Genomic DNA, 13,032 nt, shown 5'->3' with positions numbered 1-13,032 from the left:
GCCATGACGGTCATTTCAATCTCCTGTGCGCGCCTACGACCAGCGTCGTGCGCCATAAAACTGTTTGGCAGGCCCGCTATTCGGCAGGCACATGTTTGGTGGCCACAGCGGGACCGGCCTTCTTGGCGCGGTATTCGCTGTAGGCGGCGATCAGCATGTCCTCGTCGCGATATTGCGGCACCCAGCCAAGCTGACGCTCGGCCTTGGAGACGTCGAGCACACACTCCTCGTCGGCGATCAGATATTGTTCCGGATCCATGATCGGCCTGTTCAAGAGGTCGAGCAGGTCGAGCGTGCGCTTGACAGCCCATCCGGGTGTCTGGATCAGCAGCGATTTCGAACCGGCATGCCGGATCAAATCGCCGAGCAATTTCTTCACCGGCGGCGGGTTGAGCGAGCCGAGATTATAGGCCTCGTTGGGCACGCCGGCCTTCCAGGCCGCACGGGCGGCCTCGGCGCAGTCGAACACCGAGATGAACTGATAGGGGTTGCGGCCCGAACCGATCATCGGCACCGGAAGGTTCCAGTCGATCAACTTGAACAGTTTTTCGAGAATGCCGAGGCGGCCGGGCCCGATGATCAGGCGCGGGCGAAACAGCGAGATCGACATGCCGCGCTTGCGCCATTGCGCGGCCAGCTCCTCGGTCTTCTGCTTCGACCAGCCATACTCGCCGAGCGGTGCGACCGGATGCTCTTCGGTCATCGGCTGGGTGACCGTGTGGCCGTAGATCATGTCGGTCGTGTAGTGGACGAGCCTTAGTGCACCAGCCTTGTCCATGGCCTGCATGATGTGCTCGGTGCCATGGAAATTGACCGGAAAGAAGAAGTCGTGCCGCTTGGCTCGCACCTGGATCGGCGACAGCATCTTGGCCGACAGATTGTAGACCACGTCGTCGGCCTTGAGCCCGACCGCAGCGACCGACGCCGGATCGGTGACGTCGCACTTGATGAAGCGGACGTTGCGATAGTGCGCAAGGTCGCTCTTGACGACGTCGGCAACGACAATGTCTTCGCCATCGGCCACAAGCTTCGGGGCAAGATGACGGCCGACGAAGCCGTCACCGCCGAAAATCACATGTCTCATCGAACGGTCTCGTTTGCAGGGATCTTGTCGGGCGTGATGGAAGCGGTCTGGTCTTCATGCACGCGCCCACCCAAATCCCGACCACTCTGGGCGATCAGCACGGTGCCGACGCAGATGAAGGCGATGCCGGCGATGCGCCAGCCATTGAGATCTTCGCGGAAGACGAAATAGGCGAAGATGGCGACGGCGACATAGGCGAGGCTGAGGAAGGGATAGGCGAAGGAAAGCTCGACCTTGGACAGCACATAGAGGTGCGAGGCCATGGAAATCACGAAGGTGCAGAGGCCAAGGAACACCCAGGGGCTGAAGACGATCTGCAGCAGCTTGAGGAGCGGATTGACGCCCTCGAACGAGATCGGGCCAAGCGACATCATGCCTTGCTTGAGCATCAGCTGCGCAGCGGCATTGGTCATGACCGTAAAGAGAATGAAGACGATATATTTCATGCCTGCTCACCCACCCCGCACCATCGAGTAATACAAACCTGAAAAGATTTGGTGAACTCACAAGAATGTTTTGAGTAAACCTTGAGCTTAATCATTTGCTAACCACGATTCATTCAAATTTTATCTATTTGCCCTATTTTATCTATTCGGCAGCCTCGGCGCCGCGCCGCCGCAGATCGATGCTGCCGGCCGTGCGTGTCCAGAAATCAGACATGAATGAGGGGTCGCGCAGCGCTTCCAGCCGCGGCCAGTCCGCAAAGGAGGCGGCGAAGGTCGCCGCACTCATGCGCGCATCCTTGTAAGGGTTGACCGCCCCGCCTGCCGCGATCGCGATGCGGTCGAGCTCGCCGAGCAGGGCAAGCGTCGCCGCTCCCCTGTTGGGGAAGTCCAGCGTCAGCGTATAGCCCGGTCGCGGGAACGACAGCAGCGCAGGCGAGCGGATCGAACCGAAGCGCTTCAGCACGGTGAGGAAAGACCACTGCCCGGCCCGGCGGGCCGCCGTGAGCAGCTCCGGAACCACGGCACGTGCGGCCTCTTCCGGTACTACGCTCTGGTGTTGGAAGAGCCCATTGGGGCCATAAAGCCGGTTCCAGTCACGCACGCCGTCGAGCGGGAAGAAAAAACCGAGGTAGCCGGTGTGACGCGGCACGGTCGCACGGCCTTTCTTCCACCGGTAGGCTGCATTGAAAGCGGCCAGGAACGGCCGGTTGAGCACATTGAACGGCGGCTGGAACGGAACCCCGAGACTGCCGCCGGCGCGCGTCGCCGCATGCGAGCCATGTTCGGCATGGTTGCCGGTGAACAGCAGCCCTCGCCCGCTGTTGCGGCCGCCGGCGAGTTGGTCGATCCAGGCGACGGCATATTCATTGGCCTGGTCGGCAGCCTCGGCCAGGTCGAAGAATTCGCCGAGGTCGCGAAATGGTGTCGTCTTCTCGACGATGTCGAGCGAATGCACCCGCATCAGCCGGATCGAGGCCGACAGGATCAGGCCGGTCAGCCCCATGCCGCCGATGGTGGCCGCAAACAGGCGCGGATTGTCCGTGGCCGAGCAGCGATAGGTTTTCCCATCGGACCGCAGCAGCGTGAAGCTCTCCACATGGCAGCCGAACGTGCCGCGCCGGTGATGGTTCTTGCCGTGCACATCATTGGCGATGGCGCCGCCAAGCGTGACAAATTGCGTGCCCGGAACCACCGCCGGAAAGAAGCCGTAGGGTGCTGCATGCGCGATGATATCGGACAACAGCACGCCGGCATCCGCTTCGAGCACACCGGACTCGGCATTGAAGGCGCGGATCTGGTTCAGGGTTCGCATATTCACGACCGCGCCGGCCTGGTTCTGGCAGGAATCGCCGTAGGAACGCCCGTTTCCATAGGCCAGCAGCGAGGCGTCCGTCGCGCGGCCACCCCTGAGCAGCGCAATGGCATCGTCAGCGTGGATCGCTCGTGGCGCAGGCGGCGTGGCAAGGCCAAAGCTCTGGAACCGTCCAGCCATGCCTACCAGCCCCCGATGACCAGCAGCACGGCGCCGATCAGCACCACGATCTGGCTGCGCCAGTCGCGGATGATGAAGACGACCGGGTCGTCATGCATCTCGTCGCGGCGCGCCAGGATCCAGACGCGCATGGTGAGGTAAAGCACGATCGGCGGCAGTGGCCAGATCAGCCATGGATGCGGATAGAGTTCGCGCACCGCGACACTGTCCATGTAGAGCGCAAGCACCAGCGCCGAAGAGAAGGCAGACGCCATGCCGGCCTGGGCGACGATCTCCTGGTCCTCGGTGCGATAGCCACGGCCGGCAATGCGTTCGCCGGGCGGAATGGCGGTGGTGCGCAGTTCGACGAAGCGCTTCACCAGCGCCAGCGACAGGAAGAAAAAGATCGAGAAGGCGAGCAGCCAGAACGATACGGCGACGCCGGTTGCGGCCGCACCGGCGATCACACGGATCGTGTAAAGGCCGGCAAGCGTCAGCACGTCGACCAGCAGCATGCGTTTGAACGACAGCGAATAGGCCGTTGTGACGACCACGTAGCCGCCGAGCACAGCCAGGAATTCGGGCGAGAGAAAGAGCGCGGTGCAGACACCGATCGCCAGCAGCACCACAATCGCGCCAAGCCCGAACGGGATCGACAGCGCACCGCTGGCGAACGCCCTGTTGCGCTTGGTGGCGTGTTTGCGGTCGAGCGCGAGGTCGAAGAAGTCGTTGAGGATGTAGATCGCCGACGCAACCGCGCTGAACGAGATGAACGCCAGCAGACATTCCCAGATCATGTTGGAATTGAAATATTCGTGCGACAGCACCATCGGCACGGCGATCAGCGAGTTCTTCAGCCACTGGTGCACGCGCAGCATCTTGACGATGGTCCGCAAGGTCGGCTTCGGCGCCGGCATCGTTTCGGCGCCATGCGCCGCTTGCCAGCGCGCGGCATGACGGTCGGGCGCAACGACAATCGCGTTGCGCGCGGCATCGAAGACCTGAAGGTCATGGCGGCTGTTGCCGGCATAGTCGAAGCCGCCATCGCCATAGGCAGCCACCAGCGAAGCACGCTTCTTGCCCGAGGTGAGATTGTCGAGGCCGTCGGTTGCCAGCACCCGGTCGAAAATGCCGAGATGGGCTGATATTGCTTCCGCGAATTTGCGCGGCGTACCCGTCGCCAGCACGATCTTGCGGCCTTCGGCGTGTTCGGTACGGAGCCGGTCGAGCAACGGCGCGCGATAGGGCAGCGTCGCAGGGTCGATGTCGATGCGCTGCGCGATCGCCTGCTTCAGCCGCGCCGGCCCGCCGGCCGTCCAGAAAGGCACCAGGAAAATGTAGAGCGGGTTCTTCTTGAGGAGGAGGAACAAGCCTTCCCACAAAAGGTCGGTCGCGATGAGCGTACCGTCGAGATCGACCGCAAGCGGTATTGCGTTCCTGTCCGACCGCGCGTCCATGCCCGTCCTGCCCTGTCAGCGTGTGATCCGGAAAACCGGAATCCCGTTGCGCGCCGCTTTTCGGCGTCTTCACACTGGTATAGCGGGGATGGCGTAGCGAACGTTAAAACGCCCGGTTGTGGGCGGCTGCCGCGGTGGTATTTCCGGCGTCATTGTTAAGCAACCGCTACCGGAAACGATAAAAGGCCGAGCAAATGCCCGGCCTTTGCAATCATGCCGTCGAGATTACTTGATGCGGGCGACGCCGCCGGAAATTTCGACGATTTCCGAACCGGTCAGGGCTTCGAGGTCACCGTTGGGCAAGGTGACGAAGCAGCCATTCTGGCAGAACTCGACGGTTTCACCGCCGGCCAGCGCAAGCTCGGTCTTGCTGCCGCCCTCCGTCACGACCAGCGTGCGGGTCTCGGCGTCCTTGTTGACCGCGCTTGCGGCATGAGCCGAGCCACTCACGGCGAGCAGGGCCACGGCAGCGACGAGAGACTTCCACATTTTGCAATATCGGTGTTCCCACCGCCTCTGTTGCATTTTGCAAGGCATTTTCGCCTTTGCATGGGAGCTTATATGAGATGGAAGCTGAACCGCAACTGAATGCCGTATTCATGCCGCAATTGGCTTTGGCTTCTCCAGCAGCGGCTGCGGGCGCACCCCTTGCCCCTGTTAATTTCGCCGAACGGCACGATATGATGCCGTAGACGGCAAACGCGAAGAATGACCATGCACGACAACTGGCTGGAAACGATCGGCGTTGGGGTTGAGTCGCGAAGGATTACCGCGGGGCTGACCCATTATGTGCCGGCAGCCATGAACCATCGGCTTGGAATCCACGTTGGAGCGCCGGTCAACGCGTCGTGCCATTGCGATGGAAAACATCATCGGCGGGTCCAGTCCGACGGCGACATCGACGTCGTACCCGCCGGTCTCGACGGCGACTGGGAGGATGACGCGGACTGCACCATCCTGCGGCTGTGGGTCAGTCCGGCTCTGGTTCGTCGCGCTGCCGAGGATCTCGACATCGATCCGGACCGGGTCGTCGTCAATCCGCAGTTCCAGCGCCGCGATCCGAGGATCGAACACATCGCCCATGCACTGGCGACCGGGCTGAGCCCGGATGTGCCATCCGACCGGCTGTATTTCGAAAGCCTGGCCAAGGCGCTGGCGGTGCAGATCATCCAGGGTGCTGCGTCAAAGCCGCAGGCTCCAGCCAGGCAAAGGCTTTCCTTCGGCCAGAAGCGCCGGCTGGCCGATTTCATCGAAGCCAATCTCGACCAGGATCTTTCGCTTGATGAGTTGGCGCAGGTGGCCGCCATCAGCGCTTCACACCTGAAAGTGCTGTTTCGCCGCACCTTCGGTCTCCCGCCCCACCAATATGTCATCCATCGCCGCGTTGAGCGGGCCAAGACCTTGTTGCATCAGGGGAAAATGCCGCTCAGCCAGATCGCGCTGGAAGCAGGCTTCGCACATCAGAGCCATATGGCGCAAAGCATGAGGCGCATCCTCGGTGTCACACCTGCCGCACTGATCCGCATGCAGCGATAACGGCGGTCCGACATTTTCGCCGGCTGTACAGTCAGTTCCCAAGTCAAATGCGCGGGGTCGCTACCCGCTCCAGCATATGCCACAAGGGTTTGAGCCTTATTTAGAAAACGCCGAAACCAGCATTATTACAGCCGCTTCTACAGATTTTGTTCGTGCAACGTGCTTCACGCGACCAACCTGATGGACAGTCAGGCAACGCGTAATGCCTCTATTTTTTGAACGTCCACAGCATCGTAAACATCAAATTTATCGCAAAGGCGCTTTACGAACTCGTGGGAGACCTTGGGCGTGGCGCGTTGGTCGAGAGGTTCCACCATAACAGTCGGCATCGGCTGTCTAAGGACTATGTTTGCGTGAGCAGGATCATAGCCCTTTGGCTCAGCGAAAACATCGAAATAGTCGTCCTCTATCGCCTCGACCTTTGCGATTGCGACAGCGCGAAAACGGATTCCGGGCCGATTGACTTTATTGGCTTCAGCAACGGCTTTCTGTTCGATGTCCACTGCTTTGCTCAGCAGACGACCTGAGATCTCTGCGGTCCACGGCCTATCTTTGACCTCAAGAAGGCGGTCTTCGATGTATTTCGCCTTCAGTCGAGGCTTGTCGACGCGAACCATTCCGTTCTCAATTATATGACGAAGCCACCAATCCTCGCGGCTCGCCGGCCACCACTCAGCCTCAGGCGGGGATGGCGATTGAGGGTTGAGATTTGGTCCTAATGGGGAGTGGGATGACCGGCCGAGGCTGAGAAGTGAAAGTATATGAGAAGCTTCGCCCAGCAAGCGGGCGCCAATAGCTGAAAGCTTCCTGTAGACGCGCCAAAATGCGCCTGTCTGTGACAAGTGAGACCCCCTCCCATTTCTTCTGCCCATTGTCACCATTATAAAGGTGCAACGTCTTGTCGTCGCCAATGCTCAGATAGACATAGTGCCCGTTTCCGTCTTCCCAAGTTGCGGAAATGGACCCATCACGACCGGGCGAAATCTCCACGATGTGATCCCACGTCCCGAACTCTGAAATGATGCTTTGCATAGATCGGAGTGTGGAGGGAGCGATGGCTTTGGCGTTGTTGCCATCCCAGTCGTCGACAAGAGCGAAATCATATTCCTCTCTACGATTAAGGAGACCTCCTGGAAGATACTCATTCCTTGGCACAAAAATTTTATAAAGAAGATTCGTCATTTTGCGACCGAGATGGATTCTAAAACTTTTCGTATGCTCTCTGCTTGAGCGGTCATACCTTGGACGATAGCGTCCTTACTAGCAGCCGTCTGATTCAAACCGTTTACGAGGAACTCAACCAAGGCCGAAGTAGGAATGACGACAGTAAGACTCTGTTCGCGTACCTCCATCGGCTCGCCTCCATCGCTTTGTTCAATATGATCTACGTTGAAGAATTCTAGGCGCGAGAGTGTTGGTCCGATGGCCATTCCAGCTGCGCCGTCCACGTGAAATTTCACCACCGAATCCGAGCTATACAGATCGAAGTTTCGGTTCGGCTGCCGCTCAGAATGCACTAGCCTTTTACCTGTCTTGGCAGCATGACTCATTCAACTGTCCTCCCAGAACGGGCACACTAGGGCACGGCAGTCTGCCCGATATCAACTACCTATATCGTTATTGAGTTAAAATTCGCAATGTCTAAGCCCGTCCTTTGGTCAGAGGTGCGACATTAGCTACATGCGAGTTCTCGCTTCATTCAGCCGCTTGATCCTGTCATTGATCGCGGTGGCGCGGTCGATGCAGTGGCGGATGATGCGGGAGACGATGTCTCCCCCCAACGACATGATCTCGGCGATTTCGTGCTCTGTCAGGCCGTTGATGTAGAACTTCGTCGTGTCGGTGCCGCGCAGGTCGTGGAGTGAAGGTCGCAGCCTTCGGGCAATGCATCCTTCTTTGCCTGAACGAACTGCCCAAGCCATCCTTGTTCCGGGCCCTGCCTTGCTCGAGGCTATGATGACACGAAAGTCGTTGGAGCCCTGAAGAAAGGGCCAGCTACCAACCTAATCATCCGTTCTTGCGCTCCGCCGTCCATATCTGAGCGACCTGAGCATCCGGCACTCCTAGCATTCATCGGTCAGACTGAGGGATACGGATATGTTTGTTGTCTTGGGCGCTGCTGGAAAGATCGGACGAGCCACCATTGGTGCGCTGCGTAAACGTGATGTTCCCGTCAGAGCCGTGGTGCGAAATTCGTCGCACGCCGAAGAATTCCGTGCGCTCGGCTGCGAGGCAGATGTTGCAGACCTGCGCGACACACCATCTCTGACGCGGGCAACAAAGGGCGCGACTGCCGTACAAGTCATCTGCCCGACCGGCGCCCGCGCCGATGATGCTTCGGCTGAGATGGAGGCCACCATCCGCTCCATCGTCGACGCGCTCGATCAAGTCAGGCCGCAAAGCATTCTGGCGATCTCGGACTATGGCGCGCAGCTTGCCGCCGGCACCGGCATCACGCTGACTTTCCATCATCTGGAATCGCAATTGAAGAAAATCCCGGTGGCTTTGACAGTGCTGCGCTCCGCCGAGCACATGCAGAACTGGAACCGTCTGGTTGGCCGGGCGATCGACACCGGCGTGCTGCCGAGCCTGCATCATCCCGTCTCTAAATCCTTCCCGACCGTGTCGGCCGGCGATGTCGGCCTGATGGCCGCGGATCTCCTGCTTTCGGGCAATGGCGATGCGCTGCGCGTGATCCATGCCGAAGGGCCAACCCGTTACAGCGCCACCGATGTAGCGCGGACGCTTGGGGAGATTGCCGGCCGCGAGATATCAGCCCGAGAATTGCCGAGGCAGGACTGGGTCCCCGCCCTCGTGCGCGGCGGCCTCAGCAGGAGTTACGCCGACCTGGTGGTGGCGACGTTCGACGCCCACAATGCCGGCCGCATCGATGCGGAACAAGGCGTCGGCGAGATCAGGCGCGGCAAGACCGATCTGCGCGCGGCATTATCGGTGCTGGTCGAGAACCGCGAACAGGTCTAGAGCAATTCCAGGAAAAGTGTGAAACGGTTTTCCGTCCGGAATTGCGTCAAAACAAAGAGTTAGAGCAGTTCACCGTTTCCGTGAAAAGGTGAACTGCTCTAGTCGGGATCGGGCTTGCGTATCTTGCGGCCCGATTTGGCGAGCTTCTTCGCCTCGGCCGCGGCATCTGCCTTCGCTTGCTCCTGTTCGACGAAATCGGCCTCGATCTTGTCATCGTCGGTCGGCCAGGCCTTGGGCTTGGACATCTCGACGACGGCGCGCGGCGTCGAGGGGATCTCGATGTGCTCGCCGTTGAATTTTTCCAGCACGGCAAAACGAATGTCGTTCTGCACTGCGCTGCCGTTCATGATATCGGCCAGAAACACGCGGATTTCGAATTCCAGCGCAGCGGCACCGAAATTGGAAAACAGCACGAAGGGCTCGGGATTCTTCAGCACCAGCGGATGGCTGCGCGCGATTTCCAGCAGGATGCCATGCACCTGCTTGACGTCGCTGCCATAGGCGACGCCGACCTTGATCTCGACACGGCCGAGCTTGTTGCGATGCGTCCAGTTGCCGACGGCGTTGTTGATCAGGTTCGAATTGGGCAGGATCACCGATTGCCGCTGGAAGGTCTCGATCTCGGTGGCGCGCACGCTGATCTTCTTGACCGTGCCGCTGACGTCACCGGCCACGATCCAGTCGCCGACCTTGAACGGCCGCTCGGCCAGAAGGATCAGGCCGGAGACGAAATTGGACACGACATTCTGCAGGCCAAAACCGATACCGAGGGAAAGCGCGCCGGCGACCAGTGCAAGGCTGGAAAGGTCAATGCCCGCGGCCGATATGCCAACCAGCCCCGCCAACGCCACGCCGGCATAGCCCACCGCCAGCCGGATCGAGTTGCGCACGCCAGTGTCGACCTTGCCGCGTGCCATGACAGAGCCGTCGAGCCAGCCCTGGAACCAGCGCGTCAGAAAATAGCCGATGATGAAGACGACGATGCCGGACAGGATACCAGTGACCGAAATCGTCACCGAACCGATATTGATCCCGGTTGCCAGCCTGTATGCCCAGGCCTCGATGTCACCGGGCTGGAAGCCCCACATCAGCAGGATCAGCGGCAGGAAAACCAGCACGATCATCACGTTGATGGCGACGCTGACGACAAGGCCTAGCTGGTCGAGTGCCGTATCCTCGTAGCTGGAATTGGCCGACAGCCAGCGCCCGACCGAGGTGTCGGCGAAAGCCCCCTCCTCGCCGATCGCCCGCGCCGACAGGAACCCGATATAGGCGGTAATGAGCGCAGTGCCGGTGACCACGACTTGCAGCGAGACGAACAGCGCAAGGCCGATATAGCCGAGCAAGGCGGCGACGATGGTGAACAGGCCAAGCGCCAGCGACAGATAGCGTAGCCATGCTGGCCATGGCCGCCAGCTTCCGTCGCGCGCCTTGAATGGCCGCAGCATCGCCATCAGGATCAGGATGATGCCGACGACGATGGTGGCGACGAAACTGCGGGCGATGGTCAGCGACAGTGGCGAGCCCATCTTGTCGTTGATCACCGACAGGAAGGTGTTGACGCTGATGACCACGGCCATGGCGGTGGCCAGGCGCACCAGCCAGCGCGCCGGCCCGGTCTCAACCGGGATAAGGCGCCAGTTCGGCAGCCGTGGCGAAAGTGCCGCATTGGTCAGCCGGTTGACGCAGAACACGACACCGATGACCGTTGCCAGCGCATTCAGGAACAGCCCAATGTCACCGCGCAACACGTTGTAATAGTTGAAAAAGAAGATGGTCGAAACGAGAAAGGCGCCAACCGCCAAGGTCGGCAGCAATGTCGACCAGAAGGCCACCGACAGGCGGCTGAGATAGGATGGATCTTCATTTTTGGCCTCGGCTTCGAACACCTTTCCAAACAGCCTTCTGCCGCCGACGAGCAGCACCAGCGCCAGGCCGAGCGCAACGAAGGTTGCCGCCAGAATGGCCTGGAACTTGAACTTGATGGCGAAGCTCAGCCAGGACGACACTGCCTTGTAGAAATTGCCGAATTCGTCCCTGGCATCGGAGAAGACCTGCGGGCTCAACGCATCCGAGAGCACGTAGCGCTTGGTCAGGAAGTTACGGAACAAATCGCTGCGCATCTTGCCGATCTTGTCGATCAGCCCGTTGATGCGGATCGACAAGGCCTGCGCCTGCGAGATGACCGCGTTGATCTCAGCTTTTTCCGATGTCAGCGCCTCACGCTCGCCGCTCACGATGTCGGGCTCCGGCGGCTGGCCGGCGGCTGGTGCCGGCCCGATCTGCTCAAGCCGGCTGTTGATCTCGCCAAGGCGTGTGCGGAAGGCCAGCGCGCTGGTCAGCGATTGTCGTGACAGTTCCTCGAGTTGCAGGCGGACATCGACGAGGCTGCTGTCGTCATCGGCATTCTGCTGGACCTGTTTGTCGAAATTGTCGGTCTTGGCCGTCAGCGCCTGGATGATCTTCTGCTGGTCGGCGACCAGTCCGGCGGGCGCCTGGCCGACGCCTTGCGCGGCCGCTTCGAACGACAACGGGGCCGACACGACCAGCGCGAGAACAAGAATGAGGCGAAGCAATCGAAAAAGCATGACGTATCGGCGACTCACGAGCGGCAAAGGCATTCAAAGAGCCTGTCCTTGATAAAGACGGCCATATCATGGGGCAAGTGATCGCTGGCCCATGCGATCGTGGGCGTCGGCCAGTCGAAAGGCCATGGCGCAATATTGGCTTTGCGGATGCGGCCTGCTCTATACCATGCCGCATCGCCCGAACCGGATGACATCAATGGCAGAGTACTCGGCCTTTTCGCTGCTTGCGAACGCGCTCAAGGGAAACAAGGACTGGAAGCCGGCCTGGCGCAAGCCCGACCCGAAGGCATCCTATGACGTCATCATCATCGGTGGTGGCGGTCACGGTCTGGCGACCGCCTATTATCTGGCCAAGGAACACGGCATCACCAATGTCGCCGTCCTGGAAAAGGGCTGGCTCGGCTCCGGCAATGTCGGCCGCAACACGACGGCCGTGCGCTCGAACTACCTCTTGCCCGCCAACACCCGCTTCTACGAACATTCGATGAAGCTGTGGGAGGGCCTGTCGCACGAGCTCAACTACAACGTCATGTTCTCGCAGCGCGGCTGCCTGAACCTGGCTCACACGCCGGCCCAGTTCGACGACTATGCCAGGCGCGGCAACGCCATGCGCCATCTCGGCGTCGACGCGGAGCTGATGACGCCAGCGCAGATCAAGCGCCTCATCCCGGCGCTCGATATCTCCGACAGCGCACGCTTTCCCGTCATCGGCGGCCTGATGCAAAGACGCGCCGGCACCGCCCGCCACGATGCGGTGGCCTGGGGCTATGCGCGCGGTGCCGACCGCCGCGGCGTCGACATCATCGAGAACTGCGAAGTCACCGGCTTCCTGCGCGATGGCGACCGCGTCACCGGCGTCAGCACGTCGCGCGGCGACATCAGGGCCAAGAAGGTAGCGGTCGCGGTGGCCGGCAGCACCGGGCGCGTCATGCAGCTGGCCGGCATCGAGACGATGCCGATCGAGAGCCATGTGCTGCAGGCCTTCGTGACGGAATCGCTGAAACCCTTCATCGACACCGTGGTGACCTTCGGCATGGGCCATTTCTACATGTCGCAGTCCGACAAGGGCGGCCTTGTCTATGGCGGCGACATCGACGGCTACAATTCCTACGCCCAGCGCGGCAATCTGCCCATCGTCGACGAGGTGATGAGCGAGATGCTGGCGCTGTTTCCAGGCCTTGCGCGTGTGCGCATGCTGCGCTCCTGGGGCGGCGTCTGCGACATGTCGATGGACGGCTCGCCGATCATCACCACCGGCCCCTTGCCCGGCATGTATCTCAACTGCGGCTGGTGCTATGGCGGCTTCAAGGCGACGCCGGCCTCCGGCTGGACCTTTGCCTGGACCATAGCCAAGGACGAGCCGCACGATTTCAACGCGCCGTTTACGCTCGACCGTTTTTACCGCGGCCTCGTCATCGACGACAAGGGCCAGGGCGCGAATCCCCGACTTCACTAACCATGGCTTCAT

The 13,032-nt window shown here is 60.6% G+C and carries 12 protein-coding genes; 3 read left to right on the top strand and 9 right to left on the bottom strand.

The features are described from left to right. Window positions 1-76 precede the first annotated feature (76 nt). The 5 genes from EB235_RS18920 to EB235_RS18900 form a co-directional block, all read right to left on the bottom strand. Window positions 77-1,084, bottom strand: coding sequence for an NAD-dependent epimerase/dehydratase family protein (locus EB235_RS18920; RefSeq protein ID WP_027029497.1), 1,008 nt, complete (start codon window positions 1,082-1,084; stop codon window positions 77-79). Next, window positions 1,081-1,530, bottom strand: coding sequence for an EamA family transporter (locus tag EB235_RS18915; RefSeq protein WP_027029498.1), 450 nt, complete (start codon window positions 1,528-1,530; stop codon window positions 1,081-1,083). The genes EB235_RS18920 and EB235_RS18915 overlap by 4 nt, the downstream gene beginning before the upstream one ends. 142 nt (window positions 1,531-1,672) lie before the next feature. Beyond that, window positions 1,673-3,022 carry an FAD-binding oxidoreductase gene (locus tag EB235_RS18910; protein ID WP_027029499.1) on the bottom strand — a complete coding sequence of 450 codons (1,350 nt, stop codon included), beginning with the start codon at window positions 3,020-3,022 and terminating at the stop codon, window positions 1,673-1,675. A 2-nt stretch (window positions 3,023-3,024) separates the two neighbouring features. Continuing rightward, window positions 3,025-4,458 carry a UbiA family prenyltransferase gene (locus EB235_RS18905; protein ID WP_027029500.1) on the bottom strand — a complete coding sequence of 478 codons (1,434 nt, stop codon included), beginning with the start codon at window positions 4,456-4,458 and terminating at the stop codon, window positions 3,025-3,027. A 225-nt stretch (window positions 4,459-4,683) separates the two neighbouring features. After that, window positions 4,684-4,947, bottom strand: coding sequence for a hypothetical protein (locus EB235_RS18900; RefSeq protein ID WP_027029501.1), 264 nt, complete (start codon window positions 4,945-4,947; stop codon window positions 4,684-4,686). Window positions 4,948-5,166: 219 nt separating this feature from the next. Here EB235_RS18900 and EB235_RS18895 point away from each other — a divergent pair, with 219 nt between their 5' ends. After that, window positions 5,167-5,994 carry an AraC family transcriptional regulator gene (locus EB235_RS18895; RefSeq protein WP_027029502.1) on the top strand — a complete coding sequence of 276 codons (828 nt, stop codon included), beginning with the start codon at window positions 5,167-5,169 and terminating at the stop codon, window positions 5,992-5,994. 188 nt (window positions 5,995-6,182) lie between these two features. Here the strand turns inward: EB235_RS18895 and EB235_RS18890 are convergent, their stop codons facing one another. The 3 genes from EB235_RS18890 to EB235_RS18880 form a co-directional block, all read right to left on the bottom strand. Continuing rightward, a complete protein-coding gene (locus tag EB235_RS18890) occupies window positions 6,183-6,611 on the bottom strand; it encodes a hypothetical protein (RefSeq protein WP_027029503.1) in 429 nt (142 codons plus the stop codon). Between the two features lie 561 nt (window positions 6,612-7,172). Further along, window positions 7,173-7,544, bottom strand: a complete 372-nt coding sequence (locus tag EB235_RS18885; protein WP_155256294.1) for a hypothetical protein — start codon at window positions 7,542-7,544, stop codon at window positions 7,173-7,175. Window positions 7,545-7,670: 126 nt separating this feature from the next. Next, the gene (locus EB235_RS18880) at window positions 7,671-7,916 is read right to left on the bottom strand and encodes a hypothetical protein (protein ID WP_027029506.1); all 246 of its coding nucleotides are present in this window, start codon (window positions 7,914-7,916) and stop codon (window positions 7,671-7,673) included. A gap of 175 nt (window positions 7,917-8,091) precedes the next feature. Between EB235_RS18880 and EB235_RS18875 the strand changes: the two genes are divergently transcribed. Then, entirely contained in the window at window positions 8,092-8,976 is an 885-nt protein-coding gene (locus tag EB235_RS18875) for an NAD(P)H-binding protein (protein WP_027029507.1), read from the top strand. 98 nt (window positions 8,977-9,074) lie between these two features. Here EB235_RS18875 and EB235_RS18870 read toward each other — a convergent pair whose 3' ends face one another. Beyond that, the gene (locus EB235_RS18870) at window positions 9,075-11,564 is read right to left on the bottom strand and encodes a mechanosensitive ion channel family protein (protein WP_027029508.1); all 2,490 of its coding nucleotides are present in this window, start codon (window positions 11,562-11,564) and stop codon (window positions 9,075-9,077) included. A gap of 196 nt (window positions 11,565-11,760) precedes the next feature. Here EB235_RS18870 and EB235_RS18865 point away from each other — a divergent pair, with 196 nt between their 5' ends. Next, window positions 11,761-13,020: a sarcosine oxidase subunit beta gene (locus EB235_RS18865; protein WP_027029509.1), complete on the top strand. Its 1,260-nt coding sequence runs from the start codon at window positions 11,761-11,763 to the stop codon at window positions 13,018-13,020. Window positions 13,021-13,032: the final 12 nt, after the last annotated feature.

The organism is Mesorhizobium loti R88b (assembly GCF_013170845.1).
GTDB lineage: Bacteria > Pseudomonadota > Alphaproteobacteria > Rhizobiales > Rhizobiaceae > Mesorhizobium > Mesorhizobium loti_B.
The sequence above is the reverse complement of the archived record's forward strand: the minus strand, read 5'-3'. Positions and strand labels throughout refer to the sequence as shown.

What these genes read in the sequence shown, in the direction of transcription:
- EB235_RS18865 (WP_027029509.1), top strand. Translation starts at nt 11,761, where the DNA reads ATGGCAGAGTACTCGGCCTTTTCGCTGCTTGCGAACGCGCTCAAGGGA.
- EB235_RS18885 (WP_155256294.1), bottom strand. Translation starts at nt 7,544, where the DNA reads ATGAGTCATGCTGCCAAGACAGGTAAAAGGCTAGTGCATTCTGAGCGG.
- EB235_RS18875 (WP_027029507.1), top strand. Translation starts at nt 8,092, where the DNA reads ATGTTTGTTGTCTTGGGCGCTGCTGGAAAGATCGGACGAGCCACCATT.
- EB235_RS18890 (WP_027029503.1), bottom strand. Translation starts at nt 6,611, where the DNA reads ATGGTTCGCGTCGACAAGCCTCGACTGAAGGCGAAATACATCGAAGAC.
- EB235_RS18900 (WP_027029501.1), bottom strand. Translation starts at nt 4,947, where the DNA reads ATGTGGAAGTCTCTCGTCGCTGCCGTGGCCCTGCTCGCCGTGAGTGGC.
- EB235_RS18915 (WP_027029498.1), bottom strand. Translation starts at nt 1,530, where the DNA reads ATGAAATATATCGTCTTCATTCTCTTTACGGTCATGACCAATGCCGCT.
- EB235_RS18880 (WP_027029506.1), bottom strand. Translation starts at nt 7,916, where the DNA reads ATGGCTTGGGCAGTTCGTTCAGGCAAAGAAGGATGCATTGCCCGAAGG.
- EB235_RS18910 (WP_027029499.1), bottom strand. Translation starts at nt 3,022, where the DNA reads ATGGCTGGACGGTTCCAGAGCTTTGGCCTTGCCACGCCGCCTGCGCCA.
- EB235_RS18870 (WP_027029508.1), bottom strand. Translation starts at nt 11,564, where the DNA reads ATGCTTTTTCGATTGCTTCGCCTCATTCTTGTTCTCGCGCTGGTCGTG.
- EB235_RS18905 (WP_027029500.1), bottom strand. Translation starts at nt 4,458, where the DNA reads ATGGACGCGCGGTCGGACAGGAACGCAATACCGCTTGCGGTCGATCTC.
- EB235_RS18920 (WP_027029497.1), bottom strand. Translation starts at nt 1,084, where the DNA reads ATGAGACATGTGATTTTCGGCGGTGACGGCTTCGTCGGCCGTCATCTT.
- EB235_RS18895 (WP_027029502.1), top strand. Translation starts at nt 5,167, where the DNA reads ATGACCATGCACGACAACTGGCTGGAAACGATCGGCGTTGGGGTTGAG.